Source organism: Streptomyces sp. B8-7 (assembly GCF_058833805.1).
The window spans coordinates 421,940-448,568 of sequence record NZ_JBYRRL010000002.1 but is presented as its reverse complement, the minus strand read 5'-3'; the positions used below and the strand labels follow the sequence as shown (position 1 = coordinate 448,568).

Sequence of the window (26,629 nt, the reverse complement as noted above, 5' to 3'; positions counted from 1 at the left end):
GCCCGGGACGCGGGAGCCCGGGACGCGTCGGCCCCGGAGCGGCACGTCCGGGACACAGCAGTCCGGGACACAGCAGTCCGGAACGCCGCGGTCCGGAACGCCGCGGTCCGGAACGCCGCGGTCCGGAACGCCGCGGTCCGGAACACTGCGGCGCGGGGCGCCCGGGCCGCGGCTCCGGGAGTCCGGGACGCCGGGGAGCGCGGCGCACCCGCCGGGCACGCGGAGCGGCCGGGCGGGCCGCACCCGGATACGCGGGAGCCGGGCACGCGGGACCGGGACGGGCGGGCGCGGGGCGTGCCCGGCCGGGGCCGCGGGGCCCGGAGCGCGGGGGGCCGCAGTACGAGGCGGCCGTTCACACACCGGAGTCCTGATTTTCCGGATGCTCCCCAGTTGTTATCTCCCTCACCACCTCGTCACTCCGAATTTCAATGACTCGTTGCCTAGAATTTGGCACGGCCACGATTCAGGGAGGGAGCGGTGACCGTGCGACGGGACTACCAGGAGCCTGCCCGAGGCCGCTCCGAGCTGGTCATCGGCCGGGAGGAGCTGTTCGCCACGGCGCGGGCGGAGCTCGACCGGGGCGGCAGTGTGCTGCTGCACGGGCCGGCCGGTATCGGAAAGTCGACCGTGCTGCGGGCGCTGGCCGCCGACTACGGCCGCTCCGCGCGGACCGTGCTGCGCTGTTCGGCCACCGAGTCGGAATCGCATCTGCCGTTCCTCGCCCTCGCCGACCTGCTCGGCCTGGTCCTGCCCGAGGTGTCCGACCGGCTGCCCGCCGCCCAGCGCACGGCGCTGGAGTCGGCGCTCACCGGGCGCGGCGAGTCCAGCCTCCAGCGCGACGGACTGGCTCTGCGCCTGGCGGTGCTGTCGGCGCTGCGCGCACTGGCCGCCGAGGGCCCGGTCCTGGTCGTCGCCGACGACCTCCAGTGGCTGGACTCCGCCAGCGCGGAGCTGCTCGGCTTCGCCGCCCGCCGCCTCGGCGACTTCCCCGTGCAGCTGCTGTGCGCGGTGCGCACCGAGGGCCAGGAGTACGACCGGCAGGTGCGCGCCACGCCGCCCGAGACACTCGCGCTGCGACTGGGTCCGCTGACCCGCACCCAGGTGTCGGCGCTGCTGGACCAGGGCGGCTACCGGCTGCCGCGTTCCACGGTCCGCGACATCCACCGCACCAGCGGCGGCAACCCGCTGTTCGCCCTGGAGCTGGGCCGTGCCCTGGCCGAGAGCAGCGCCGCGCCCCGGCCGGGCGAACCGCTGCCGGTGCCGACCTCGTTGCGGGCCCTGGTGCTGAGCCGGCTGGAGATGCTCTCCGCCGAGGCGCGTCACACCCTGCTGGTGGCCAGCGCCGGTGCCCGCCCGACCCTGGCCCTGCTGCACGCCGCCGGCCGGGAGGACGCCGAGGCCGAGACCGCCCAGGCGGCGGCGCTCGGGCTGCTCACCGTCGAGCCCGAGGCGCCGGCGCTGCGCTTCGCCCATCCGCTGATCTCCGCCGCCCTCTACGCGGAGGCCCCCGCGCAGACCCGGCGGGCCGCACACTCCGCGCTGTCCACCGCGGCCTCCGACCCGATCGAGCGTGCCCGGCATCTGGCACTGGCCACCACCGGCACCGACCCGGAGGTCGCCAAACGCCTGGGCGGAGCCGCCGCGCTGGCCCGCGACCGGGGGGCGCCTTCGGTGGCCGCCTCGCTCGGGCTGCTGGCCGCCCGGCACGCGCCGGCCGGCATGGTGCCCGGTCCGGACACCCGCCGTCTGCAGGCCGCCGAGGACGCGCTGACCGCGGGCGAGATCGATCTGGCCCGGGACATCGCCCGTGACGTGCTCACCCGCGCCACCTCCTCCACGGACCGGGTCCGGGCCTGGATGGTGGTGATCGAGTCGGCCGGGCAGGCCCTCGGCGACGTGGACTCCGTGTTCCCGCAGGCCCTCGCCGACGCGGGCGACGACCCGCGGCTGCTCGCGCAGGTCCACTACCAGCTCGCCTGGCGGGCGCTCATGGTCGAGGGCGACTTCGCCGAGGCACGGCTGGAGGCGCTGCACGCCGCCGAGCTGGCGGCGCGCGGCGACGACCGCAGGACGGAACTGCTCGCGCTGTCGTTCCAGGCGCAGACCGAGACGCTGATGGGGCACCCCGACGCCCCGGCCAGCATCAAGCGTGCCCTGCGGGAGCCCCAGGACCCGCAGGTGGCCTGCCACCACAACGGGGCCGGGGCGGCCCGGTTCCGCTGGCTGGTCATGAGCGACCAGCTGGTCGAGGCCCGCGCCACCGCGACCGGCCTGCTGCGGGAGGCGCGGCTGCGGGGTGTCGTCGAGAGCGAGGTGCACTTCGTGCGCTTCGTCGCCGAGACCGAACTGCGTTCCGGGAACTGCGGCCGGGCCCTCGACCTGGCCCGCGAGGGGCTGCTGCTGGCCCGCGACTGCGGTATCGGCGAGGGCGCCTCCGCCATGCTGACCTCCCTCGCGGAGGCGGCCGGCGGGGACACCGAGCGCGCCATGGCGCTGGCCCGGGAGGCCGTCGGCCTCGCCGAGGAGGACGGCGACCCGGTCTACCTCTCCCTGGCCCTCGGCGCCCTCGGGCACGCCCAGTTGGTGGCGCGGGACGCGCAGGGCGCCGTGCTGTCGCTGCGGCGGGTACGCCAGCTGGAGGGCGGCCTCGGTGTCACGGACCCGGCGCGCGGGCGCTGGCACGGCGACCTCGCCGAGGCACTGGTCCTGGTCGGCGAGCCGGACGAGGCGCAGAACCTCATCGACGTCACCCGCGAGCAGGCGCTGCGGCTGGGCCGCGAGAGCGTCCTCGCCGTGCTGGACCGCGCCGAGGCCCTGGTACGCGCCGCACGCGGCGAACACGACGCGGCCATGGCCCAGTTGACGTCCGTTCAGGACCGTCTGGCGAAGCTGGGCTACGGCCTGGAGGAGGCCCGCGCGGCGTTCGCGCTGGCCCGGCTGCGCCCGCACCGGCCGGGCGCGGCCGACTTCGACGAGGCGGAGCGGCTGTTCCGGCGGTGCCGGGCGCTGCCCTGGCTGCGGCAGGTGGAGGCGGCCGAGGCGGAGCGGCGGTCGCAGCCGTCGGCCCCGGCCCCCGCGCCCGCCCCCGTCGACGCGCTGGCCGGCCTGGCCTCGATGGAGCGTCAGGTGGCGGCGCTGGTGATGGAGGGCGCCACCAACAGGGAGATCGCGGGGCGGCTGTTCATCAGCGTCAAGACGGTCGAGGCGACCCTGACCCGGGTCTACCGGAAGCTCGGGATCCGCTCGCGGGTGGACATCGTACGACTCGCGGCCGGACGCCAGGCCAGATGACCGGGCCCGCCGTCCCCGGGCGACGGGCAGTGTCCCCGCTCGACGGGTCCGTTCGACGGGTCCGTTCGACGGGTCCGTTCGACGGGTCCGTTCGACGGGCCGGTGGTGACAGGCCGGTGGTGACAGGCCATTCCTGCGGGCTCGTTCCGGCCCGTTCCGGCCCGTCCGGTCCTCGCGGGCCGTTGCGGCGGTACTGTTCCGGCAGGTGCGGACCCGACGGCTCGCCCCGGTGAGCCGGTTACCGGGGAACACCGCCCCGCGGGAGCCTCCCGGCGGGGCCCGCTCCGGCTCGACCGAGGGTTTTCCCTGCCCCAACTCCCTTAGGGAAGTCCCTCATTGGGACACGATGCGGCCGACCCTAGCCTAGAGGACGTGCCGCTCGCCGGGCACATCGGGGTCGGCCCGCAGACCCCTTGTGCACCCCCCACCCCGGCGACCCCCCACCGGCCGTCCCTGAGGAGACTCGTGTCCGGGCCCACCCGCGCCAGCAGATCCGCCGCCACCCGCGCCGCCCGCGCCGCCCGCGCCGCCCGGCTCAGCCTCGGCGCCCCCGCGCAGCACGGCGCTCCCGCGGGCCGCACCCGCTGCGGGCGTCCCGGTGGCCTCACCGGCTCCACCCGGGCCGGACGCGGCACCGGTTGATGCCGCAGGACTCCTGAGCACCCCTCAGGTGAAAGACCAGGGGGCGTTGCGGGCCTCCAAGAGCGGCCCGCAACGCCCCCTCTCCATTGCCCGGACATCACGACACGCTGTCGCGCCCCACCGCGCGGCCCTCACCCCCGGTGGGGAACCCGCCCGTCTCAGCGCTCAACGGAGCCGCGGACGGGAAGGGACCCACGGAGGCTCGGCTGCCCTCGCCCCGGACCCACGGCCCCGGGGACCGCGGCCCCGGCCTGTGTAGCGGCGGCCCGCCGGGAGTGGCACGGTGGGCACACGCGGGTTGCCCGCCGCCGGAGGTGACGGCGACGGCGGACCGCGGCGATGGCAGCGGCGTGGCGGCGGCAGCAGCAGGAGCAGGAGCAGGAGCAGGAGCAAAGGATCTCCCGCCGGTCGTGGGAGGCGGGTGAGGGGAAGCGGATGGAGTGGTTCGTCTCCCTCGCGGGTCTGGCCCTGGTGATGATCACCTTGAGGGACCTGTTCCACACGCTGTGGCACCCGACACGCCACGGCGGTCTGAGCCGTCTGGTGATGACGGGGCTGTGGCGGGCCGCCCGGCGGTTCCGCTCGCGCGGACGGGTCGCCGGGCTGGTCGGCCCGCTCGCGATGGTCACCGTGGTCGCCATGTGGGCACTGACGATCGTGCTCGGCTGGGCCCTGGTCTACTGGCCGCACATGCCGGAGGCGTTCACCTTCTCGCCCGGCTCGAAGGCGGCCCAGGAGCCGGCGCTGCTGGACTCCCTCTATCTGTCCCTGGTCACGGTGACGACCCTGGGACTGGGCGACATCTCCCCCGAGGAGGCCTGGCTGCGTGTGGTCTCGCCGCTGGAGGCGCTGGTCGGGTTCGTGCTGCTGACGGCCACCGTGTCCTGGGTACTGGAGATCTACCCGGCGCTGACCCGCAGAAGGGCCCTGGCCGTCCGTCTGGCACTGCTGCGCGACGCGGCCCCGACGGCTCGGCAGCTGGACTGCACCGCCGGGGCGCTGCTGCTGCACGACCTGGCCTCCGACGTGGTCCGCGTCCGCATCGACTTCACCCAGTACGCCGAGGCGTACTACTTCCACGACGGGGAGGACCGCTCCTCGCTGGCCGCCACGGTGGGCCACGCCGGCCTCCTCGCCGAACGCGGCCGCGGCGCGCAGCGCGCGGAGGTGCGGCTGGCCGGCGAGGTGCTCGCGGCCGCGCTCGCGGACCTCGCGGCCGTGCTGGACGACCGCTTCCTGCACACGGGCGGCCCGCCCGCGCGGGTGTTCGCCGCCTACGCCGCCGACCACGGGCGGGACGCGGGCGGCACAGCCGCCGGCTGACACCGCCGCGCTGCCGCGGCGAGGAGACGGCCGGGTCGCCGGGCGGCGCGGCGGCCGGCCGGGTCGCCGGGCGGCGCGGCGGCCGGCCGGGGCACCGGGCGGCCGGCCGTCCGACATGCGGCCTGTGCGCCCGTTGGTTTTACTGAGACCCACCAACTCGTGGTTCCGGGAACACCGGAGGCCCCGCGGGCCGCTCCCTCCTCCACGACCGGCGGCGGTCCTCCGGCCGTGGTTCAGGCGCGGCCCGCGAGCGGCGCACGGACGACCGACCTCCCCCCGCCGACCGAGAGGAGACCGCACGTGCAGCCCTCGACCCCGCCTCCCGCCGGACCGTCCACACCACCGACCACACCACCGTCCACACCACCGACCACGCCCCCGTCACCGGACCCCGACCCGCACCCGGCCCCGTACGGGCGCGGCAGCGGCTCCCCCACCGGGTGTCCGCAGCCGCTGCCCGGTGAGCCGACCGGCCGCCTCAACGCCGCGCGCCTGTGGTCCGGAGGGGTGATGACCGCCGGAGTGGCGGGACTGGCGGCCCTGGTCACGCTGCTGCTGGTGCGCGGGGTGCTCGGTGTCCCGGTCCTCGCGGCCCGACGGCGTGGCGGGCTGGCCGACGCCTCGACCGTGCTGCCGACGGCCGGCGCGGCCGCGGCCGCGCTCGCGGCGACCGCCCTGCTGCACGTACTGGTGCGGACCACACCGCGGCCGGTGCGGTTCTTCGGCTGGATCGTCGCGCTCGTCACCACCGGGCTCGCGCTGCTGCCGTTCACCACCACGGCCGCCGTCGGGGCCAAGGTCGGCACCGCCGTGGTGTGGTGCGCGGTCGGCCTGACCATCGGTTCGCTGCTGTCCGTGGTGGGCCGTGGGTCGGTGGCCCGGAGAACGCCGCGCCGTGGCGTCTGACGACGCGGAGGCCCCGGCCCCATCGGACGGCCGGGCGGGGGCTCCTCCCCCACTGTGCGGCAGCGTGCTCAGCCGCGACCACCCTGCGGCTCCTGCTGGTGTGCGTGCTGCTCGGCGTGCCGATCGCGCTCGCCTGCCTCTTCTTCGTCAGTCTCCAGCACCCACTGGAGCGCCGGGTGCGGGAGTCCCTGCCCGAGGCGGTGGGCCACGACCGCGCCCCGTGCCGGTGGCCGCTGCCCGCGCTGCTGCCGGCCGGACTGATCCTCGCGCCGATCGTCACCCGTCTGCCGGGGCGCGGCGGGCACGTCGCGGTGCACGGCCTGGCCGGCGGAACCCCGATCGGCCCGAAGGAACCGCCCGGAGTCGTCCTCGCGGCGCCGGCCACCCTGCCGCCGCGGCCGCCGTGGTGACCGGGCTGCCGCCGACCGGCACCGTGCTGGCCCTTCTGCTGCTCGGCAAGGACGCCTACGACCAGATGCCGCTGATCGTGCCGACCGCGGACGGTCGTCGCGAGCATCGTGGGGCAGCTGGTGGCCCGCCTGGGCCGCAGGGCGCGGCCCGCGCCCGCGGCGGTGTAGCGGCACACCCGGCCGCGGCCGCGAGCAGGCCGCGGCGGCACCGGGCCGGACTCCGGCGCGGCCCGGTGCGACGCCGTCCGACGTCCCTACGGCGCGGCGGCCGGCCGGGTGCGGAGGTGGCCCGGGCGAGGGCGGCGCGGGCCGTGCCCCGCCTCGACGGCGCCCGGCTCCGCCTCCGCGCCGGTACGACCGTCCGGCCTCGGACGGCGGCCGCCCGAGGCCGGACGGGGCAGGTCGAAAGACGCCGACGAGTGCGCCATCGACCGTCAAAGACGCAGGCCAACCCACTATAAACCGCGTTTATACCCGGTGTGTATAGTCCGCCCATGCCTTCTCTGACCAAGAAGCTTCCGAACAGGAAGACGAACAGACCGGGGACCGGGTTGCGTGCCGCCGCGATCGGCACCGCCCTCGCCTGCCTGGCGCTCGCACTGACGGGGTGCGCCACGCTGGAGACGACCGCGCCGAGCACCGCCCGGGCACGGCCCCTCGCGGGCGCGCCGGCACAGCTCGGCAGCGTCGACTGCCGCAGGGCCAAGTGCATCGCCCTGACCTTCGACGCCGGGCCGGGCGAGAACACCGCGCGGCTGCTCGACATCCTGCACCGGGAGCGCGTACCCGCGACGTTCTTCCTTCTCGGCAAGCGCCATATCGAGAAGTACCCCGAACTGGTGCGGCGGATGGCCGACGAGGGCCACGAGACGGCCAGCCACACCTGGGACCACCGCATCCTCACCGAGCTCGGCCCGGACGCGATACGCGAGGAGCTGCGCCGCCCCAACCAGGAGATAGAGCGCCTCACCGGCCGCGCCCCGACGCTGATGCGTCCACCGCAGGGCCGCACGAACGACACCGTGCACGAGATCTGCCGAGAGCTGGGCCTCGCGGAGGTCCTCTGGAGCGTCACGGCGAAGGACTACCGGACCAGCGACTCCGCGCTCATCGAGCGGCGCGTCCTGGAGCAGTCCTCCCGCGACGGCATCATCCTGCTCCACGACATCTACCCGGGGACCGTCCCGGCCGTGCCCGGCATCGTCAAGGCGCTCAAGGAGCGCGGGTTCGTGTTCGTCACGGTCCCCCAGCTGCTCGCCCCGGGGCGAGCGGAGCCGGGCCGGGTCTACCGATAGGGCCGGGGCCGCCCCCTCCGCCGGCCGGCCCCGTCACCGCGTCGGCCCGTGACCGCGCCACCGCCGTATCGCGCCACCGCCGTAACGCGCCGTAACGGCACGGCACCGCACGGCACCGCACGGCACGGCACGGCACGGCAGCGGCCACCGTCGGCACCGCGTCACCACCGCACGTCATGTCACCACCGCACGTGCAGCTCCCGTACGGACCGCAGCACCATCGGCAGCATCGTGACCGGCCGGTCCTCGGCCAGCCTGAGGCCCGGCAGACGCGAGGTCAGCTCCTTGAGCGTCAGCTGGAGCTGCTCGCGGGCGAGCCGGGCACCGGGGCAGCTGTGGGCGCCGACCCCGAAGGCGAGGTGGCGGCCGGGCTCACGGGTGATGTCGAAGTCGTCGGGCCGCGGATGCTGCGCGCCGTCCCGGTTGGCGGAGCCGAACGCGACGTACACGTCGGCCCCGGCCGGGAGGTCGGTGCCGGCCAGTGTGAGGGGGCGGGTGGTGATCCGGCGGAAGCCCTGCAGGGCGCTGTCGTAGCGGGCGGCCTCCTCCACGGCCGCCGGGATGCGCTCCGGCTCCTCGCACAGCAGCTTCCACTGCCCGGGGTGGCGCAGCAGGTGCAGCACCGTGGTGCCGATCAGCGCACTGGTCGTCAGATGCCCGGCGAGCAGCAGGTTCTGCAGGTGGGAGACGATCTCGTGGCGCTGTCCGACGGTCAGCGGGGCCGTGCCCTGGCCGGCCACGTCGACGACGACGGCGGTGAGCAGGTCGTCGCGGGGCTCGGCGCGGCGGGCGACGGCGTACCGGTCGAGGACGCGCTGGGTGCGGACCACCGACTCGGCGGCGGCGACCTGTTCGTCCTCCGGCATGGGGACGAACACCAGCTCCAGGAAGCGGTAGCCGCCGTCCACGACCCCGGGTATGTCCGCGGGGTCGATGCCGACCATCCGGCCCACCACCTCGCCGGGCAGCCGGCGGGCGTAGGCGGTCATCAGCTCGGTGGCGCCCCGGTCGGCGAACGCGTCGACGAGGGCGGCGGCGCGCTCCGCGACGAACGGGGCGACGGCGTCCACCTTCGCCGGGGACAGACCGCGCACGATCGGCTCGCGCAGCCGCTTGTGCAGGTCGCCGTCGGTGACGACGACATGGGGCAGGTCGGGCACGCCGCCGCCGAGGACGGCGAGTGCGGCGGGGGCGGGCGGGATGTCGGGCTTGAGCGCGTTGACGGAGGAGAAGTCCTCGGGGCGGCCGAGGACCTCGCGCACGTCGGCGTCCCTGGCCACGATCCAGGCGTCCAGTTCGGGAACCCGCAGGAGTCCGTCGGCCTGCCGGGCCCGTTCGTAGTGCGGGTAGGGGTCGCGGTGCATCGCGCCGAGCCGGTCGAGCAGTTCGCTGTCCATGGGCGTCCTCCGGGCGGGCGGGTCGTCGGTCGCCGATCATGGTGCCCTGAAGGGGTACACGTCCGGAAGGGCTGGCATCGGATGCTTTTTGACGGAACAACACCTTCCGCTCCGGCGCGCCGACGGGGCGGCGCTCCTCGTCCCCCGGCGGCGACGGAGTCCCTAGGATCGTCGGGTGGCCTACTTCCAGCTCCGGCGCACGGTGCCGCTGCCGCCCGGCGAGGCCTGGCGCCGCCTGACGGAGTGGCCCCGGCACGCTGCCGTGGTGCCGCTGACCCGGGTCGCGGTGGCTCCGGACCCGCCCACCCGCGAGGGCACCGTCGTGGTGGCCCGGACCGGCGTGGGGCCGCTCGCCTTCGACGACCGGATGGAGGTCACGGTGTGGCGTCCGCCGGCCGGTGACGGGCCGGGGCGGTGCCGGCTGGAGAAGCGCGGCCGGGTGGTGCGCGGCTGGGCCGAGATCGAGGTGCTGCCGGGACCGGGCGGGCGGACGCGGGTGCTGTGGCGCGAGGAGGTGGGTGTCAGGTTCGTCCCGGGAGCCGCCGGCCCGCTGGTCGCGGCGGCGGGGCGGGCCGTGTTCGGACGCGCGGTGGACCGGCTCCTTCGACGGCCTTGAGGCGGAGGGCCCTCGGCGCGGAGGACCCTCGGCGCGGAGGACCCTCGGCGCGGAGAGCCCTCGGCGCGGACGGCCGTCCCGGCTCGGGGGCCCCTCAGGCCACCGACCCGATCCGTCCCGCCGGAGGTGTCGTGGTGTCGTGGTGGATCGGGGTGTGCGCCCCGGTCAGGGAGACCCCGCTGCCGCCGCGCCGGTCGGCGACGATCTCCGCGGCGATGGACAGCGCGGTCTCCTCGGGGGTGCGGGCGCCGAGGTCGAGGCCGATCGGGGAGCGCAGCCGGGCCAGTTCCAGCTCGGTGACGCCGACCTCGCGCAGGCGCGCCGCCCGGTCGAGGTGGGTGCGCCGGGATCCCATCGCGCCGACGTACGCGACCGGCAGGCGCAGCGCGAGCCGCAGCAGGGGCACGTCGAACTTGGCGTCGTGGGTGAGGACGCAGAGCACGGTGCGGCCGTCGGTCGCGGTGCGCTCCAGGTAGCGGTGCGGCCACTCGACGACGATCTCGTCGGCGTCGGGGAAGCGGGCCCGGGTCGCGAAGACCGGGCGGGCGTCGCAGACGGTGACGTGGTAGCCGAGGAACCGGCCGACGCGCACCAGCGCGGACGCGAAGTCGATCGCCCCGAACACGATCATGCGGGGGGCGGGTACGGAGGACTCGACCAGCAGGGTGAGGGGTGCTCCGCACCGGGAGCCCTGTTCGCCGATCTCCAGGGTGCCGGTGCGTCCGGCGTCCAGGAAGGCGCGGGCTTCCGCGGCGACCGTCCGGTCCAGTTCCCGGTGGCCGCCGAAGCCGCCTTCGTGGGAGCCGTCGGGGCGGACCAGCAGGGCGCGGCCGAGGAGTTCGGCGGGTCCGGACACGATCCGCGCCACCGCCGCCGCGTCCCCGTGCGCGGCGGCGGCGAGCGCGGACGCGGCCACCGGCCGGACGGGGTCGCCCGCCCGGACCGGCGTGACCAGGATGTCGATGACTCCGCCGCAGGTCAGGCCCACGGCGAAGGCGTCGTCGTCGCTGTATCCGAAGCGCTCCAGGACGGTGGTGCCGTCCTGGAGCGCCTGCCGGCACAGCTCGTACACCGCGCCCTCCACGCACCCGCCGGAGACCGAGCCGACCGCCGTGCCGTCGGCGTCCACCGCGAGGGCGGCGCCGGGGTGGCGCGGGGCGCTGCCGCCGACGGCCACCACGGTGGCGACGGCGAAGTCACGGCCCTGCTCGACCCACCGGTTCAGCTCGTCGGCGATGTCCAGCATGTCTCGGTCTCCTTAACAGCGGGTGTGTGAAGGGGTGCGGCGCCGGGCGGGCTCAGTGGACGCCGAGCCAGCCCTCGATCGGGTGGAGCGCGAAGTAGACCAGGAACACCGCGGTCAGGCCCCACATGAAGGCGCCGATCTCGCGGGCCTTGCCCTGGGCGGTCTTGATGGCGACGTAGGCGATGACCCCGGCCGCGACGCCCGTGGTGATGGTGTAGGTGAACGGCATCAGCACGACCGTGAGGAAGACCGGGATGGCGGTGGCCCGGTCGGACCAGTCCACGTGCCGGGCGTTCATCATCATCATGGCGCCGATGACGACCAGGGCGGCCGCGGCGACCTCGCCGGGCACGATCGCGGTGAGCGGGGTGAAGAACAGGCAGGCCGCGAAGAACAGGCCGGTGACCACGGAGGACAGTCCGGTGCGGGCGCCCTCGCCGACGCCGGTCGCGGACTCGACGAACACGGTCTGGCCGGACGCGCCGGCCACCCCGCCGATCGCGCCGCCGGCGCCGTCGATGAACAGCGCCTTGGACAGGCCCGGCATGCGGCCCTGCTCGTCGGCGAGCTTGGCCTCGGTGCCGACGCCGATGATGGTGGCCATCGCGTCGAAGAAGCCGGCCAGCACCAGGGTGAACACGATCATGCCGACGGTCATCGCGCCGGCCTCGCCCCAGCCGCCGAACTCCACGTCGCCGAAGACGGAGAAGTCGGGCATCGAGACCGCGCCGCCGTGCAGTTCGGGTGCGCCGGACGCCCACTGGGCGGGGTTGACGACTCCGGTGACGTTGAGGACGACGGCGAGGGCCGTGCCGCCGGCGATGCCGATCAGGATGGCGCCGGGGACGCCGCGCGCCTGGAGCATGAAGATGCCGAGCAGGGTGGCGGCGAACAGCAGCACGGGCCAGCCCGCGAGTTCACCGCCGGGGCCGAGGATCACCGGGCCGCCGCCGGGTGCCGGGTTCTCGTGCACGAAGCCGGCCTTGACCAGGCCGATCAGCGCGATGAACAGGCCGATGCCCATGGTGATCGCGTGCTTGAGCGCGAGCGGGATCGCGTTCATGATCATCTCGCGCAGGCCGGTGACGACCAGCAGCATGATGACGACGCCGTACATCACACACATGCCCATGGCCTGCGGCCAGGTCATCTCGGGGGCGACCTGCGAGGCGAGGACGCCGGAGACGGACAGGCCGGCGGCGAGGGCGAGCGGCACCTTGCCCACGAAGCCCATCAGCAGCGTGGTGAGGGCCGCCGCGAACGCGGTGGCGGTGATCAGGGCCTGCTGGCCGAGGATGTTCCCCGCCGCGTCCTCGCCGGACAGGATCAGGGGGTTGAGCAGCAGGATGTACGCCATCGCCATGAAGGTGGTGACGCCACCGCGCACCTCGCGGGCGACGGTGGATCCCCGCTGGGATATGTGGAAGTACCGGTCGAGCCAGGAGCGTCCGGCCGGGACGCGGGTTCCATTGCCCGCGTCCTCCGCGACGGTCTCCGGCTCCAGTGACTGCTGGGTCATGTGGGCCTACTCCCAAGGTTCAAAGGGGCACCCGCGTCGGCCGCCTGGGCGGCTGCGGGATTTGGGAAGGTGCTGGGGCCGCACGACCCGGGGGACGGCCCGAGGCGAACGATCAGTCGGTTCCGGCGGCCGCGAGCGGTGCGGCTGCCGGAGTGCTCCGGGCGGCGCGGGGAGGTTGTGACGTTCCGTTGCGCCGCCCGGAGGGTCTGCTACGCGGTCCCGGTGAGGTGCTCCGGGCGTACCGGCGTACGGTCGAGCTCCAGCCCGGTCGCGGCGCGGACGGCCGCGAGAACGGCCGGCGTGGAGGACAGGGTGGGGGCCTCCCCGATGCCGCGCAGCCCGTACGGCGCGTGGTCGTCGGCGAGTTCGAGCACGTCGACGGGGATGGTCGGCGTGTCGAGGATGGTGGGGATCAGGTAGTCCGTGAAGGACGGGTTCCTGACCTTGGCGGTCGCGGGGTCGACGATGATCTCCTCCATGACCGCGACGCCCAGGCCCTGGACGGTGCCGCCCTGGATCTGGCCGACCACGGACAGCGGGTTCAGGGCCTTGCCGACGTCCTGCGCGCAGGCCAGTTCGATGACCTTGACCAGGCCGAGCTCGGTGTCGACCTCGACGACCGCGCGGTGCGCGGCGAAGGAGTACTGGACGTGCCCGTTGCCCTGGCCGGTGCGCAGGTCGAAGGCCTCGGTGGGGCGGTGCCGCCACTCCTCCTCGACCTCGACGGCCTCGTTCTCCAGGACGTCGACGAGGTCGGCGAGGACCTCGCCGCCGTCGGTGACGACCTTGCCGCCTTCCAGGAGGAGTTCGGCGGTCGCCCAGGCCGGGTGGTAGGAGCCGAACCTGCGGCGGCCGATCTCCAGGACCCGCTCGCGGACGAGCGCGCAGGCGTTCCTGACGGCACCGCCGGTGACGTACGTCTGCCGGGAGGCGGAGGTGGAGCCCGCGGAGCCCACCTGCGTGTCGGCGGGGTGGATGGTCACCTGGGTGATGCCGAGCTCGGTGCGGGCGATCTGGGCATGGACGGTGACGCCGCCCTGGCCGACCTCGGCCATCGCGGTGTGCACGGTGGCGACGGGCTCGCCGGCCACGACCTCCATGCGCACCCTGGCGGTGGAGTAGTCGTCGAAGCCCTCCGAGAAGCCGACGTTCTTGATGCCGACCGCGTAGCCGACGCCGCGGACGACGCCCTCGCCGTGCGTGGTGTTGGACAGGCCGCCCGGCAGCTGCCGTACGTCGGCACCCTCGCTGGACTCCCACTGGCGCTCCGGCGGCATCGGCATCGCCTTGACGCGGCGCAGCAGTTCGGCGACGGGTGCCGGCGAGTCGACGGGCTGCCCGGTGGGCATGACCGTGCCCTGCTCCATGGCGTTCAGCTGCCGGAGCTCCACCGGGTCCATGCCCAGCTCCGCGGCCAGCTTGTCCATCTGCGCCTCGTAGGCGAAGCACGCCTGCACCGCGCCGAAGCCGCGCATGGCGCCGCAGGGCGGGTTGTTGGTGTAGAGGGCGATGGCCTCGATGTCGACGTCGTCGACGACGTACGGGCCGACCGACAGGGAGGAGGCGTTGCCGACGACGGCCGGGGAGGCGGAGGCGTAGGCGCCGCCGTCCAGGACGATCCGGCACTTGACGTGGGTGAGCTTGCCGTCGCGGGTGGCGCCGTGCTCGTAGGACAGCTTCGCCGGGTGGCGGTGGACGTGTCCGAAGAACGACTCGAACCGGTTGTAGACGATCTTGACGGGCTTGCCGGTGCGCAGGGCCAGCAGGCAGGCGTGGATCTGCATGGACAGGTCCTCGCGGCCGCCGAACGCGCCGCCGACGCCGGACAGCGTCATCCGCACCTTGTCCTCGGGCAGGCCGAGGACGGGCGCGATCTGGCGCAGGTCGGAGTGCAGCCACTGGGTGGCGACGTAGAGGTGGACGCCGCCGTCCTCCTCGGGGACCGCCAGACCGGACTCGGGACCGAGGAAGGCCTGGTCCTGCATGCCGAAGGTGTACTCGCCCCGGACGATCACGTCCGCCCGCCCGGCGGCCGCGGCCGCGTCGCCGCGGACGATGGGCTGGCGATGCACGATGTTGGGGTGCGGGACGTGCCCGGCGTGGTGGTCGTCGCGGCCCTCGTGGACGAGGACCGCTCCGGGGGCGGTGGCGGAGGCCTCGTCGGTGACGACGGGCAGCTCCCGGTACTCCACCTTGATCTTCGCGGCGGCGCGGCGGGCGGTCTCGGGGTGGTCGGCGGCGACGAGCGCGACCGGCTCGCCGTGGTGGCGCACCTTGCCGTGGGCGAGGACGGGGGTGTCCTGGATCTCCAGGCCGTAGTTCCTCACCTCGGTGGGCAGGTCGTCGTACGTCAGGACGGCGTACACGCCCGGGGTCGCGAGGGCCTCGGCGGTGTCGATGGAGACGATCTCCGCGTGGGCGACGGTGGAGCGCAGGATCTGCCCCCAGAGCATGTCCTCGTGCCACATGTCGGACGAGTACGCGAACTCGCCGGTGACCTTGAGGGTGCCGTCCGGGCGGAGGGTGGACTCGCCGATGCCGCCGCGGGTGCGGGAGCCTTGGGTGATCTTCGTGGGAGCACCGTTGGTGGGCATGGTGGTCAGACCCCCTCGGACTGGCGGGCGGCGGCCAGACGGACCGCGTCCATGATCTTCTCGTAGCCCGTGCAGCGGCACAGGTTGCCCGACAGCGCCTCGCGGATGTCCGCGTCGGTCGGGTCGGGGTTGTGCTCCAGCATCTCGTCGGCGGCGACGAGCAGCCCGGGGGTGCAGAAGCCGCACTGGACGGCGCCGGCGTCGATGAACGCCTGCTGGATCGGCGAGAGTCCGGCGTCCCCGCCGGTCTGCGAGCCGGCGCCCCGCGCCTGCCCGCCCTTCGCCTCGTCCGGCGAGGTGCCGCCGCAGGCGCCGGTGGCGCAGCCGCCCTCGGCGCGCTGCCGGGCGTAGTCCGCCAGGCCCTCGACGGTGACGACCTCGCGGCCCTCGGCCTGGCCGGCGGCGACCAGGCAGGAGCAGACCGGCACGCCGTCGAGGCGGACCGTGCAGGAGCCGCACTCGCCCTGCTCGCAGGCGTTCTTGGAACCGGGCAGGCCCAGCCGCTCGCGCAGGACGTAGAGCAGGCTCTCGCCCTCCCAGACGTCGTCGGCTTCCTGCGGACGTCCGTTGACGGTGAAGTTGACGCGCATTACGCAGCTCCCTCGCAGGCGTGGCGGGTGCCGCGGTACGACTCCCAGGTCCAGGTCAGCGTCCGGCGGGCCATGACGCCGATCGCGTGGCGGCGGTAGCTCGCGGTGCCGCGGACGTCGTCGATCGGGTTGCAGGCGGCGGAGCACAGGTCCGCGAACTGCTTGACGGCGGACGGGGTGATGATCTTTCCGTTGTCCCAGAAGCCGCCCTCGTCGAGGGCCGCGTTGAGGAACTCCTCGGCCGCCTTCGCCCGGACCGGGGTGGGGGCGGCGGAGCCGATGCCGGTGCGGACCGTGCGGGTCCCGGGGTGCAGGGCCAGGCCGAACGCGCACACGGCGATGACCATGGCGTTGCGGGTGCCGACCTTGGAGTACTGCTGCGGTCCGTCGGCCTTCCTGACGTGGACGGCGCGGATCAGCTCGTCGGGGGCGAGCGCGTTGCGCTTGACGCCGGTGTAGAAGGCGTCGATGGGGATGAGCCGGGTGCCGCGGACGGACTCCGCCTCGACCTCGGCGCCGGCCGCGAGCAGGGCCGGATGGGCGTCGCCGGCCGGGGAGGCGGTGCCGAGGTTGCCGCCGACCCCGCCGCGGTTGCGGATCTGCGGGGAGGCGACCGTGTGCGAGGCCAGGGCCAGGCCCGGCAGCTCGGCGCGCAGGTTCTCCATGATCTTCGTGTAGGGCACGGAGGCGCCGAGCCGCACGCTCTCCTCGCCGACCTCCCACTCGTAGAGGTCGCCGATGCGGTTGAGGTCGAGGAGGTACTCGGGCCGGCGGTGGTCGAAGTTGATCTCGACCATCACGTCGGTGCCGCCCGCGATCGGCACAGCGGTGGGGTGCTCCGCCTTGGCGGCGAGCGCCTCCTCCCAGCTGGCGGGGCGAAGGAAGTCCATGACCGGCTCTCTTCTTCGTCGTGTGGATCGTCCAGATTGAGCCAATCCGTGTGCGGCGGGCCCGGCTCGTTCACATCGTGTTGACGCGCAGTGGGGTCAGTACACAGCGCCGTACTCCGCTGGAGTCAGTCACCGAAACCATGAAGGAGTTGGCTGGTCGAGCCGGGCATCTTGTAGATTCGTATGAACGGAGGTCATCGGTAACCTCCCTGCTCTCCCGTGGAAACGTGAGACACGGCCCACGTGACCTGGGACACAGCCCGCAACGGCCGTCCGGCGGCGGCGGGCGGCGCTCCGCACCCGCCGGACGGGCCGGACGTGTCAAGGATCATCGTAGTTTTCGAGACAAGGAACGGCGGCGACGAGAATGCGGCTGCGCGCACTGCTGGACACGGACGCGCTGGGCCTCAGGCTGCTCGGCGGCGAGGACGAGCTGGACCGCACCGTGCGCGGCGTCATGACGACCGACCTGAAGGACCCCAGCCGCTACCTGTCCGGCGGCGAACTGGTCCTGACGGGCCTGGCCTGGCGCCGGGGCGCCGCCGACTCCGAGCCCTTCGCCCGGATCCTGGCGCAGGCGGGCGTGGCGGCCCTGGCGGCCGGCGAGGCCGAGCTGGGGGATGTGCCCGAGGACCTGGTCGAGGCGTGCGCCCGGCACCGGCTGCCGCTGTTCGCGGTGCACGAGTCGGTCGCCTTCGCCACGATCACCGAGCACGTCGTACGGCAGGTCAGCGGGGAGCGCGCCGGCGACCTGGCCGCGGTCGTGGACCGGCACCGGCGGATGATGACCTCCGGCCCGGCCGGCGGCGGCCCGGACGTGGTGCTGGACCTGCTCGGCTCCGACCTCGACCTGCGGGCCTGGGTGCTGTCCCCGGCCGGCCGGCTGATCGCGGGCCCCAAGGCCGCCGGGCCGGCCCTGCCTGCCGAGGTGTGCGCACGGCTCGCGGGCGAGCACCTGGCGGCCGCCCGCACCGGGCGGCGCGGCCCGCACCGGGCGGTGGTCGGCGCGACGACGTACAGCACGTTCCCGATCCGCAGCTGGGGGCAGCGCCCGGCGGCGGCCAGCGCGACGCGGGTGCCGCAGGCCGCCCGGGACGTCCGGGAGAGCGTGCTGTCGGACTGGCTGCTGGCCGTCGAGGCGGACGCCGGCGACTGGCCCGAGGAGCGGCTGGACCTGGTGCACGGCGTCACCCAGCTGATCGCGGTCGAGCGCGACCGCCGGGACGCGGCCCGCACGGTGCGCCGCCGCCTCGCCCACGAGGTGCTGGAGCTGGTGCAGTCCGGCGCGGCACCCGCCGAGATCGCGGCCCGGCTCCGGGTCGCGGCGCCGGTGCTGCTGCCCGGGGCCGGGGCGGCCCCGCACTGGCAGGTGGTCGTGGCCAGGGTGGAGTGGGAACGGACCGACGGCACGGCCGGAGCGGCGGGCGCCGACGGCGGGCGCGCGGCGGGCGGGCCGGACGGCGGGCCGGTCGCCCAGTCGCTGCTGGAGGAGATCCTCGTCGACCCGCTGAGCACCGGCCCGGAGCCCTCCGACCGGATCGCCGTCGCCCACTCCGGTGACGAGGCCATCGCGCTGGTGCCGCTGCCGGCCGTCGCGGACGAGCCGGACGGCGCCGGCACCGGCATCCACGCCGACGTCCTGCTGCGGGCCGTACGGGAGCCGCTCGCGGCCGGACTCGACGGCGACGGACGGATCACCGTCGGCGTCAGCGCGGCCGTGCACTCGGCGGAGGGGCTGCGCGGGGCGCTGGAGGAGGCCCGGCACGCGCGGCGGGTCGCGGCGGCCCGGCCCGGCCGGGTGTGCGCGGCCGGCCACCAGGAGCTCGCCTCGCACGTGCTGCTGCTGCCGTTCGTGCCCGACGACGTCCGGCGGGCCTTCACCGCGCGGCTGCTGGACCCGCTGCGCGAGTACGACCGCCGCCACCGGGCGGAGCTCATCCCGACCCTGGAGGCGTTCCTGGACTGCGACGGGTCCTGGACCCGCTGCGCCTCCCGCCTCCACCTGCACGTCAACACGCTGCGCTACCGGGTGGGCCGCATCGAGCAGTTGACGGGCCGTGACCTGTCGCGGCTGGAGGACAAGCTGGACTTCTTCCTGGCCCTGCGGATGAGCTGAATCCCGCTGGGGGCGCACCGTCCCACGACTTTGTGAAATCCTTCACCCACCCTCTTGGCCGGGCCCGGTGATCCGTGCTGAGATGCGGCCACCACTCAAGGCTCGATGGCGTGCTCGGGGAGGGCGAGGTGGCGTATACCGCCATGTCTGGTTACGGAACGACCGCCGGTGACGATCCACTCCAGACCGCGGTATGGCGGCTGCGCTCGCGGGCCTGCTGGGCCGACGCGGCCGCGCTGGTCCAGCCGGTGTCCGCGGCGGCCGCGCTGCAGCGGGCCGGGCTGCTGGTGGAGCGCTGCCTGTACACCGAGCAGGGCTGGGAGGACGCGGAGGACGCGCTGCGCGCCGCGGAGGCCCTCGCCGACAGCGACGAGGAGCGCGGCGCGGCCGCTTGTGAACGCGGGCACTTGGCGTACGCCGCCACCCTGCTCGGGGTGCGGGACCGGGCCGACGAGGCGCGGGCGGCACTCGGCCGGGCGGCCGCCCTGATCCCGCCGGACACCGCGGGGCGCGCCCTGCTGGACTACCGGCGGGGCCTGGTGGCGCAGAACGTCAGCGGCTCGGCGCAGGCCGCGCGGGCCGCGTTCCGCCGGGCGCACGCGGGGGCCGTCACCCACGCGGACCCGCTGCTGCTGTCGTCCACCTGGCGGCATCTGGCCGGACTGGCGCTGCGCGAGGGCGAGTCGGCCGAGGCCCGGCACGGCTTCGCCGAATCCCTGCGGCTGCGTGAGGAGTTGGGCTACCTGGTGGGCACCGCCCCGGCGCTCGCGTCCCTCGCGGATGCGGAGAGCGAGCCGGAGGCCTCCCGGCTGCGCACCGAGGCCCGGCGTCTGTTCCGCCTGCTGGGCGGCGTCCCGACCTGGCTGGCCGCGCAGTTGACGCCGCCCGCGGCCACCGCCTGAGGCGCACCGGGCCGGTGTTCAGCGGACGGCGCCGAAGTGCTCGCCCACGAGCAGGCGGACCCGCTCGGTGTCGCCCTGGGCCAGGGCGTCCAGCAGCGCGGTGTGCTGCACGGCGTCGGCCATCAGCTGCGGGCGCGGGGGGCGCCCGGCGGTGAGCGGCCACTGGGCACGGCGGTGGAGGTCGTCGACGACGCGGACGAGCTGCTCGTTGCCGGCCGGGCGGAGCAGGGCGCGGTGGAAGGCGCGGTCGGCCTCGGCGTAGGTGGCCCGGCAGCCGGTGGCCGCGGCGCGCACGGCGGCGTCGGCGAGGGGGCGCAGCTGCGCCCACCGCTCGGCGGGCACGGAGCCGGCCAGCCGCAGCAGGACCGGCACCTCCAGCAGGGAGCGGACCTCGGCGAGCTCGGCCAGCTCGCGGGCGTCGCGCTGGACGACACGGAAGCCCCGGTTGGGGACGACCTCGACGGCGCCCTCCTGAGCGAGCTGCTGCATCGCCTCGCGCACGGGAGTGGCGGAGACGCCGAACCGCTCGCCCAGCACGGGTGCGGAGTACACCCTGCCGGGGGTGAGGTCGCCGCCGGCCAGAGCGGTGCGCAGGGCGTCGAGGACCTGCCCGCGCACGGACGCGCGCTGCACCACCGGCCGGGGCGGCGCCGGGGGCTCCGCGGGCGGACCGGGATTCGGGGCGGGCGGCTCGACGGCCGGGTGCCCGCCGCGCACGGCGGCGTCGGCGGTGCCCCCCTCACGGGACTCCGGCACGTCGCGGATCCCGTACGCCCTGGGGTTGCCGTGCTCCGGGGAGCCTCCGGGGCGCCCGGGGACCTCGGGCGCCCCGGGGCTCTGAGGCGCCCGGCGCGGCCGGGGCGCCTCGCCGGTGTCCGGGGCCCCCGCGCCCGGAGGGAACTGCCGTGGCACCCGGGCGGGGCCCGTACCGGATTCCGGAATGCCCGTTCCGGTCGTGGAGCCCTGCGCGCCCTGGTTCACGGGCCCTCCTCCTGTCTTGTCGGCGCTTGGGGTCATTACGGCGAGTTGTCACTCATCCGTCAAGCACGATAGGCGCAAGACCGGACAGGTCAAATTCCGGCCATGCCGCATCAGGTCAGGCTTGCCTTACTTCCCGTCGGCGGCGGCTCCGCCGACGGTCCGCGCCCCTCCCCCTCGGCGACCCCGCCGCGAACCCCCGCGGTGAACCCCGCGGCGAACCCCCGCAGCGACATCCCCGCAGCGACATCCCCCGGTGAATCGGTGGCCCCCTCGACGGCCTGAGGCCCGCCCGCCCCCGCCTCGGCCCTCGCGGCCGCCCGCACCCGCTCACCGAGGCCTGCCCGACCCCGACCGCGTGTCACCTGCCCGCGCACCGGCGACGCGGAGCGCATCTCCCGTCTGCCGGCGGTCACCTGACGGCCCTTCGGCGAGCGGGCGGGCCCTCCGTGGGGCTAGGATCCTCCCGAACGGGACGCCCACTCGGTCACAGTTGCTTCACATCGCCCTCACCCGGCGCAGGAACTTTCCGAGGAACCATCCGTACGGGTAGTCTTATTCGAACTCAACTCCCGCGCCTCAAGCGGCAGTTCGAGCAGAACGCCGTCCTGGGCATCCCCGTGCGCTTCGTTGGCGGCCTCTTGCCCCGAAACCCCCTGAGGACCGGAGGGTTTGGGTCACTATGGCGGGCGTTACGCCCTATCCCAATGCAAGGGACCCCAGATGAGACTGACCGACATATCGCTGAACTGGCTGCTTCCGGGCGCCGTACTGCTCCTGGGCATGCTGGCGGCGGTGGCGGTGCTGCGCGGCAAGCGCTCCTCGGGGAAGGACTCTGGCGCGGAGGACTCGTGGGAGCGCAGCGAGGAGCGCCGCAGGCGCAAGGAGGCCATATACGGCACGGTCTCCTATGTGCTGCTGTTCTGCTGTGCCGCGGTGGCCGCCGCGCTGTCCTTCCACGGCCTGGTCGGCTTCGGCGAACAGAACCTCGGCCTCTCGGGCGGCTGGCAGTACCTGGTCCCGTTCGGCCTGGACGGGGCGGCCATGTTCTGCTCCGTCCTGGCGGTGCGTGAGGCCAGCCACGGCGACGCCGCGCTCGGCTCCCGGATACTCGTGTGGACCTTCGCCTTCGCCGCGGCCTGGTTCAACTGGGTCCACGCCCCGCGCGGCGTGGACCACGCCGGCGCCCCGCACTTCTTCGCCGGCATGTCCCTGTCCGCGGCGGTGCTGTTCGACCGGGCGCTGAAGCAGACCCGCCGGGCCGCGCTGCGCGAGCAGGGCCTGGTGCCCAGGCCGCTGCCGCAGATCCGCATCGTCCGCTGGCTGCGGGCGCCGCGCGAGACGTACAAGGCGTGGTCGCTGATGCTGCTGGAGGGCGTGCGCAGCCTCGACGAGGCCGTCGAGGAGGTCCGCGAGGACCAGCGACAGAAGGAGGAGACCCGGCTGCGCCGCCGCGAGCAGCAGCGTGTGGAGCGGGCCCAGCTGAAGGCGATCAGCCGGGGGCACCGCGGCCCTTTTCCCGGTCGGGGCCTCGGACGGCAGGCCGAGGTTCCGGCGGTGGAGCGCGGCGCCTCGGAACGCGCCTCCGTGGAGCCTGCCATATCGGCGCCGGAACAGCTGCCGGTGCGCGCACGGCCCTCCCTGCAGCCCGTGCGCAAGAGCACTGACCCGGTCACCGTCGACCTCACCGCCGAGGACGACACGATGGCCCTGCCGCGTCTGGACTCCCTGGAGCGCAAGCTCAAGGACCTGGAGCAGCAGTTCGGCTGACCGTCCGGAGCACAGCACGGCGGGGGCACGGTCCGGTCGACGGAGCCGTGCCCCCGCCGTGTTCCGGCGACCGCCCGGTCACGCGGCCTCCGCGTCGAGTTCGAACCACACCGACTTGCCCACCTCATGGGCGCGCACGCCCCAGGAGTCGGCGAGCGACTGGACCAGGTACAGCCCGCGGCCGTGCGTACCGTCGTCGGCGTCCGGGACCCGGAGTCTGGGCCGCTTGCCGGTGAAGTCCCGTACCTCCACGCGCAGCCCGTGCGCGGAGACGGTGGCGGTCAGGACCGCTTCGCGGTCGGTGTGCACGAGTGCGTTGGTGACGAGCTCGCTGGTCAGCAGCTCCGCAATCTCCGATCGTCCCGGCCTCCCCCACTGGTGTAAGAGTTCCCGCAGTTCCCTGCGTGCCTCGGGCACCGCCCGCAGGTCCGCGCGTCCGAGTCTGCGACTGAGCTGGGGCGCCCGCTGCGGAGCGCCTGAGGCCCGGTCCCGGGCCGAGTGCGAGGCCGTCCCGATCGTCGCGGGACCGCCCCCTGATGCCTGCCTCTTCATGACCCCCGCCTGCGCGCCGATGCCGGATTCCTTCCTGCTCGAACACGTTCACGGGAATCAATGCCCCTGCCCGCACCCGGGCACTCCTGCCGAACGGCCCCGCCCCGGGACGTCCGGCCCGTACCGGCACGGGCGGTGCACATGGCGCAGCGGGGACCGGGCCGTCTGCGGCATCCGTCCTACGCCTGTGTCCAGCACCGTTCCCGGCGCGGCCGGGGCGGAGCCGGTCGCCGTGCCGGTACCGGCCCTCGGCGGGGCGGACGGCGCGCCGGGAACGGTCACGCCGTCCACGAGCGCTGTTCGCCCGCGTCTGAGGGCGTCCTCGAGCACTCCTGCGGGCCGGCCCGGCGGGCGCGGGCGGCCGCCGCGGAGTCCGGCTTCCGGTCCGACGTACGGTACGGCCGTCGCGGTCGCGGCCGGCGGCTACGCCTCCCAGACGGCGGCCGCCGTACGGTCGTCGGCGTACCCCTTGACCCGGACCTGGGCGTCGGCGAGGAACGCGGCGAGGCCCGGCGGCCGGCGGCCGGCCCAGCGCTCTCTCAGGTGCGTGCACAGCTCCGGTTCGCCCCGCAGCGGCTCCGCGAGCCCGTCCGTGCAGAGCAGGAGCGTGTCACCCGGCCGGGCCACCGAGGCACGGAACCGGAACGGTTCGTGCGGTGGCCGCGGGACGGGCTCGCCAGGGGCCGGCTGTTCCGGGACGGCGAGGCCGAGGGTGCCCCGGTCACCGCCGGAGGTCTCGGCCGGCGTCCGGGCGAGCAGGCCGGCGGCGGCCCCGGTCGGGTCGCCGGGCCCGGCCGGGGTGCCGGCTGCGGGCGCGCCGGGGCCGGTGGAGAGTGCGGGGGGTGCGGGGGGTGCGGGGGGTGCGGGGGAAGGCGAGCCGAAGCCGACGACGGGCTCCCCGGTCACCTGCCCCACCCGGGGCTCGATGTCCTGCCACACGCCGTCCCGCAGCCGGAACAGCCCGCCCGCGCCGACGCCGAAGAAGACTCTGGTCCGGCAGCCGGGGTCGGCCGGCAGCAGCAGGCAGCGCAGCGTGGCCGTGTACTCCGCCTCGGGCACCCCCCGCTCGGCGGCGCCGGCCCGCAGCCTGCCCAGGCTGCGGTCGGTGAGCCGGTGCAGCCCCGACTTCAGTTCGCTGCGCCGGGCGGAGCGGATGTCCTCGGCGAGCCGGGTGTGGCTGCGCCCGACCGCCCGCCCGATCCACCGGCAGACCTCGGCGGCCGCCCGGTGCGCCCCGGCGGTGGCCCGCGCGCCGGTGGCCATCGCCACCAGCACCAGGGCGTCCTCCCCCGCCCCGAACCGGGCCACGAGGAGCGCGTCGCGCCGCGGCTCGCCCCGGTAGCGTGCCGAGTCCCCGCGCACGGACACCGCGCGCAGCGTGCCGGAACCGCACCGGGCGCCGTCCAGGACGGTGTCCGCGACCAGTTCCGCGAGGTCGTCGGGGTCGGCCGGCGGCAGGGTGACCGGTTCGGGCTCGTAGGTGGGCGGCCGCGATCCGACGTGTGCGAGCCGGGGCTCGGGCGGCGCAGAGAGGCGGGGCGCGGTGTGCGGGGCGGGGCCCGGCACCGGGGGCGGGGCGGGAGCGGGCTGCGCGGTCGGGGCCGGGGCAGCCGGCGGGGCGGGGGCGGGCCGCCCCGGCACGGGTGAGGGGGCGGGGACGGGCTCCGCGGCGGGCGCGGCGTGCGGGGCGGAGCCGGGCTCCGGGACCACGGCGGGCTCCGTCTCCGACCCGGTCGCCGGCTCCTTCCACGGCCCCCTCTCCGGCGCCCTCCCCGGCTCCTTCTCCGGCTCCTTCTCCGGCTCCTTCTCCGGCTCCGGAGGGGTGCGCGGGGCGGGGGCCGCCCGGCCGGGGGGCACGGCGGGCGGGCGTTCCCCGGCGGGGCGGGGGAGGTCCGGCCCGGAGTCCGCGGGCGCCCGGCCGGGGCCGCGCCCGGCGTCCGGCTCCTCCCGCCCCGTCACCCCGGAGGCCGAGGCGAACCGGTCGTCCAGGGAGTCCGCGGCGGCCGTGGGGCCGGTGTCCTCGGTGGCGTCGTCGTACAACTGCCGCCACCAGTCGTCCTCGGGCGCGGAACCGGTGGATCTTCCCCCCTGCTGGCTCATGCCGCTCATTGTCCACCGCGCGGGCGGGTGGGAAACGGGGCATCGGGAAAATCCCGCCCGTCCGGGCCGAGGCTGACGGCGTGTCGGCGAGGTCCCGTACTCCTGTACGAGGACGGGGCGGCCGACCGAGGCCACCGGAGGGGGCGGCCGGGCGGCGGCCACCGGGCGGCTCCACCCCCCACGGGAGAACCGCCCGGTGACGTCCGGGTGGCCCCGGTCCGGTTCCCCTGCGCCGGAACGCGCTCGGACCCGGGCCACGGCCTGCGGAACCGGCCGGACGCGCCGCGCGGGCTCCGCGCGGCCCGGTGCGGCGGGGGCGTCGCACGGATGGCCGAGAAGCGCCGCCCGATGGCCGACGACCACCACCTTGGCAGAGGGGACACGCGTACGGGGATGATGTCCGAGGCGGGTTTGCGCCGTGGCCGGTTTCCGCCACGGAGGCACCCGCGGAGTCGAGGGTTCCGGGAGGGCGGCGCCTGATGCTGGCGGCGATAGGGCTGGACGAGACGCACGAGGCGGCGTACCGGGCGCTGGTGACCGCGGGCGCGGCCGAGGTGCCGGACCTGGCACGGCGGCTGGCGCGGGGCGAACGCGACACCGAACGCGCGCTGCGCCGGCTGGAACTGCACGGGCTGGCGGCCCAGTCCTCGGCCCGCCCCGGCCGCTGGGTGGCCGCCCCGCCGGGTGTCGCGCTGGGCGCGCTGCTCACCCAGCGTCGGCACGAGCTGGAGCAGGCCGAGCTGACGGCGGCGCTGCTGGCGGAGGAGTACCGGGCGGCGGCGGCCGAGCCCGCCGTGCACGACCTGGTGGAGGTGGTGTGCGGAGCGGCCGCGGTCGCCCAGCGCTTCCTCCAGCTCCAGCTGGGCGCGGCCGAGGAGGTGTGCGCCCTGGTGACCGGCAACCCGGTGGCGGTCACCAGCATGGAGAACAAGGCCGAGGAGCAGGCCGCCGGGCGCGGCGTGCACTACCGGGTCGTGCTGGAGCGGGCGGCGCTGGACCGGCCCGAGGGGCTGGCGGAGCTGAGCGCGGCGCTGGGCCGGGACGAGCAGGTCCGGGTGGTGGAGCGGGTGCCGACGAAGCTGGTGGTCGTCGACCGGACGCTGGCGCTGGTGCCGCTGACCTCGCACACCGCCGAACCGTCCGCCCTGGTGGTGCACGCCAGCGGCCTGCTGGAGCTGCTGTCGGGCCTGTTCGAGTCGGTGTGGCGGGAGGCCCTGCCGCTGCGGATCGGCCGGACGGGTGTCACCGAGCAGACCCCGGACGGCCCCGACTCCACGGATCTGGAGATCCTCTCCCTGCTGCTGGCCGGACTGACCGACGTGAGCGTCGCCAAGCAGCTCGACCTGGGTCTGCGGACCGTGCAGCGGCGGGTGAAGCACCTGATGGACCTGGCCGGGGCGACGACCCGGCTGCAGCTGGGCTGGCACGCCCACGAGCGCGGCTGGGTCGCCCGGGAGGGCTCGGGTCCGCTTCGCTGACCTGCGGCTCGCGG

General features: G+C 75.3%; 20 protein-coding genes. 11 read left to right on the top strand and 9 right to left on the bottom strand.

Annotated features, from left to right (window positions below; genetic code table 11):
* Window positions 1-477 precede the first annotated feature (477 nt).
* From AC5K6T_RS10680 to AC5K6T_RS10655, 6 genes are all read left to right on the top strand, one after another.
* On the top strand, window positions 478-3,291 hold the full coding sequence (locus AC5K6T_RS10680; RefSeq protein ID WP_493207903.1) for an AAA family ATPase: 2,814 nt from the start codon (window positions 478-480) through the stop codon (window positions 3,289-3,291).
* A gap of 465 nt (window positions 3,292-3,756) precedes the next feature.
* Window positions 3,757-3,933: a hypothetical protein gene (locus AC5K6T_RS10675; RefSeq protein WP_493207901.1), complete on the top strand. Its 177-nt coding sequence runs from the start codon at window positions 3,757-3,759 to the stop codon at window positions 3,931-3,933.
* 435 nt (window positions 3,934-4,368) lie between these two features.
* On the top strand, window positions 4,369-5,256 hold the full coding sequence (locus AC5K6T_RS10670; protein ID WP_493209277.1) for a potassium channel family protein: 888 nt from the start codon (window positions 4,369-4,371) through the stop codon (window positions 5,254-5,256).
* 300 nt (window positions 5,257-5,556) lie between these two features.
* The gene (locus tag AC5K6T_RS10665) at window positions 5,557-6,162 is read left to right on the top strand and encodes a DUF6069 family protein (RefSeq protein WP_493207899.1); all 606 of its coding nucleotides are present in this window, start codon (window positions 5,557-5,559) and stop codon (window positions 6,160-6,162) included.
* Window positions 6,163-6,260: 98 nt separating this feature from the next.
* Window positions 6,261-6,572, top strand: a complete 312-nt coding sequence (locus tag AC5K6T_RS10660) for a hypothetical protein (RefSeq protein ID WP_493207897.1) — start codon at window positions 6,261-6,263, stop codon at window positions 6,570-6,572.
* A 494-nt stretch (window positions 6,573-7,066) separates the two neighbouring features.
* A complete protein-coding gene (locus AC5K6T_RS10655; protein ID WP_493207895.1) occupies window positions 7,067-7,867 on the top strand; it encodes a polysaccharide deacetylase family protein in 801 nt (266 codons plus the stop codon).
* 179 nt (window positions 7,868-8,046) lie between these two features.
* Here AC5K6T_RS10655 and AC5K6T_RS10650 read toward each other — a convergent pair whose 3' ends face one another.
* Window positions 8,047-9,264 (bottom strand): cytochrome P450, encoded by a 1,218-nt coding sequence (locus AC5K6T_RS10650; protein WP_493207893.1) that lies wholly within the window; start codon window positions 9,262-9,264, stop codon window positions 8,047-8,049.
* A 175-nt stretch (window positions 9,265-9,439) separates the two neighbouring features.
* On the opposite strand from AC5K6T_RS10650, the gene AC5K6T_RS10645 reads away from it, so the two are divergent.
* Window positions 9,440-9,880 (top strand): SRPBCC family protein, encoded by a 441-nt coding sequence (locus AC5K6T_RS10645; RefSeq protein ID WP_493207892.1) that lies wholly within the window; start codon window positions 9,440-9,442, stop codon window positions 9,878-9,880.
* Window positions 9,881-9,974: 94 nt separating this feature from the next.
* Here AC5K6T_RS10645 and AC5K6T_RS10640 read toward each other — a convergent pair whose 3' ends face one another.
* The 5 genes from AC5K6T_RS10640 to AC5K6T_RS10620 form a co-directional block, all read right to left on the bottom strand.
* Entirely contained in the window at window positions 9,975-11,126 is a 1,152-nt protein-coding gene (locus tag AC5K6T_RS10640; protein ID WP_493207891.1) for an XdhC family protein, read from the bottom strand.
* Between the two features lie 52 nt (window positions 11,127-11,178).
* The gene (locus AC5K6T_RS10635) at window positions 11,179-12,645 is read right to left on the bottom strand and encodes an NCS2 family permease (protein ID WP_493207889.1); all 1,467 of its coding nucleotides are present in this window, start codon (window positions 12,643-12,645) and stop codon (window positions 11,179-11,181) included.
* A 209-nt stretch (window positions 12,646-12,854) separates the two neighbouring features.
* Complete coding sequence (locus AC5K6T_RS10630; protein ID WP_493207887.1) at window positions 12,855-15,239, bottom strand: xanthine dehydrogenase family protein molybdopterin-binding subunit; 2,385 nt, start codon at window positions 15,237-15,239, stop codon at window positions 12,855-12,857.
* Between the two features lie 5 nt (window positions 15,240-15,244).
* Window positions 15,245-15,829 carry a (2Fe-2S)-binding protein gene (locus AC5K6T_RS10625; RefSeq protein ID WP_493207886.1) on the bottom strand — a complete coding sequence of 195 codons (585 nt, stop codon included), beginning with the start codon at window positions 15,827-15,829 and terminating at the stop codon, window positions 15,245-15,247.
* Window positions 15,829-16,719, bottom strand: coding sequence for an FAD binding domain-containing protein (locus AC5K6T_RS10620; RefSeq protein ID WP_493207885.1), 891 nt, complete (start codon window positions 16,717-16,719; stop codon window positions 15,829-15,831). Before AC5K6T_RS10620 ends, AC5K6T_RS10625 begins: the two co-directional genes overlap by 1 nt.
* A 367-nt stretch (window positions 16,720-17,086) precedes the next feature.
* On the opposite strand from AC5K6T_RS10620, the gene AC5K6T_RS10615 reads away from it, so the two are divergent.
* Window positions 17,087-18,835 (top strand): PucR family transcriptional regulator, encoded by a 1,749-nt coding sequence (locus AC5K6T_RS10615; protein WP_493207883.1) that lies wholly within the window; start codon window positions 17,087-17,089, stop codon window positions 18,833-18,835.
* Window positions 18,836-18,963: 128 nt separating this feature from the next.
* A complete protein-coding gene (locus AC5K6T_RS10610) occupies window positions 18,964-19,737 on the top strand; it encodes a hypothetical protein (protein WP_493207881.1) in 774 nt (257 codons plus the stop codon).
* Between the two features lie 18 nt (window positions 19,738-19,755).
* Here the strand turns inward: AC5K6T_RS10610 and AC5K6T_RS10605 are convergent, their stop codons facing one another.
* Window positions 19,756-20,718: a GntR family transcriptional regulator gene (locus tag AC5K6T_RS10605; protein WP_493207879.1), complete on the bottom strand. Its 963-nt coding sequence runs from the start codon at window positions 20,716-20,718 to the stop codon at window positions 19,756-19,758.
* 720 nt (window positions 20,719-21,438) lie between these two features.
* Between AC5K6T_RS10605 and AC5K6T_RS10600 the strand changes: the two genes are divergently transcribed.
* Window positions 21,439-22,485, top strand: a complete 1,047-nt coding sequence (locus AC5K6T_RS10600; protein WP_493207877.1) for a DUF2637 domain-containing protein — start codon at window positions 21,439-21,441, stop codon at window positions 22,483-22,485.
* A 78-nt stretch (window positions 22,486-22,563) separates the two neighbouring features.
* On the opposite strand, the gene AC5K6T_RS10595 is transcribed toward AC5K6T_RS10600, so the two are convergent.
* Both AC5K6T_RS10595 and AC5K6T_RS10590 read right to left on the bottom strand, forming a co-directional pair.
* Window positions 22,564-23,037: an ATP-binding protein gene (locus AC5K6T_RS10595; protein WP_493207875.1), complete on the bottom strand. Its 474-nt coding sequence runs from the start codon at window positions 23,035-23,037 to the stop codon at window positions 22,564-22,566.
* 423 nt (window positions 23,038-23,460) lie between these two features.
* On the bottom strand, window positions 23,461-25,137 hold the full coding sequence (locus AC5K6T_RS10590) for a protein phosphatase 2C domain-containing protein (RefSeq protein ID WP_493207873.1): 1,677 nt from the start codon (window positions 25,135-25,137) through the stop codon (window positions 23,461-23,463).
* Between the two features lie 479 nt (window positions 25,138-25,616).
* Between AC5K6T_RS10590 and AC5K6T_RS10585 the strand changes: the two genes are divergently transcribed.
* The gene (locus AC5K6T_RS10585) at window positions 25,617-26,615 is read left to right on the top strand and encodes a helix-turn-helix domain-containing protein (protein WP_493207871.1); all 999 of its coding nucleotides are present in this window, start codon (window positions 25,617-25,619) and stop codon (window positions 26,613-26,615) included.
* Window positions 26,616-26,629: the final 14 nt, after the last annotated feature.

Coding starts and splice junctions, on each gene's coding strand:
- AC5K6T_RS10635 (WP_493207889.1), bottom strand. CDS start 12,645: ATGACCCAGCAGTCACTGGAGCCGGAGACCGTCGCGGAGGACGCGGGC.
- AC5K6T_RS10600 (WP_493207877.1), top strand. CDS start 21,439: ATGAGACTGACCGACATATCGCTGAACTGGCTGCTTCCGGGCGCCGTA.
- AC5K6T_RS10590 (WP_493207873.1), bottom strand. CDS start 25,137: ATGAGCCAGCAGGGGGGAAGATCCACCGGTTCCGCGCCCGAGGACGAC.
- AC5K6T_RS10625 (WP_493207886.1), bottom strand. CDS start 15,829: ATGCGCGTCAACTTCACCGTCAACGGACGTCCGCAGGAAGCCGACGAC.
- AC5K6T_RS10655 (WP_493207895.1), top strand. CDS start 7,067: ATGCCTTCTCTGACCAAGAAGCTTCCGAACAGGAAGACGAACAGACCG.
- AC5K6T_RS10650 (WP_493207893.1), bottom strand. CDS start 9,264: ATGGACAGCGAACTGCTCGACCGGCTCGGCGCGATGCACCGCGACCCC.
- AC5K6T_RS10585 (WP_493207871.1), top strand. CDS start 25,617: ATGCTGGCGGCGATAGGGCTGGACGAGACGCACGAGGCGGCGTACCGG.
- AC5K6T_RS10640 (WP_493207891.1), bottom strand. CDS start 11,126: ATGCTGGACATCGCCGACGAGCTGAACCGGTGGGTCGAGCAGGGCCGT.
- AC5K6T_RS10630 (WP_493207887.1), bottom strand. CDS start 15,239: ATGCCCACCAACGGTGCTCCCACGAAGATCACCCAAGGCTCCCGCACC.
- AC5K6T_RS10595 (WP_493207875.1), bottom strand. CDS start 23,037: ATGAAGAGGCAGGCATCAGGGGGCGGTCCCGCGACGATCGGGACGGCC.
- AC5K6T_RS10615 (WP_493207883.1), top strand. CDS start 17,087: ATGCGGCTGCGCGCACTGCTGGACACGGACGCGCTGGGCCTCAGGCTG.
- AC5K6T_RS10620 (WP_493207885.1), bottom strand. CDS start 16,719: ATGGACTTCCTTCGCCCCGCCAGCTGGGAGGAGGCGCTCGCCGCCAAG.
- AC5K6T_RS10670 (WP_493209277.1), top strand. CDS start 4,369: ATGGAGTGGTTCGTCTCCCTCGCGGGTCTGGCCCTGGTGATGATCACC.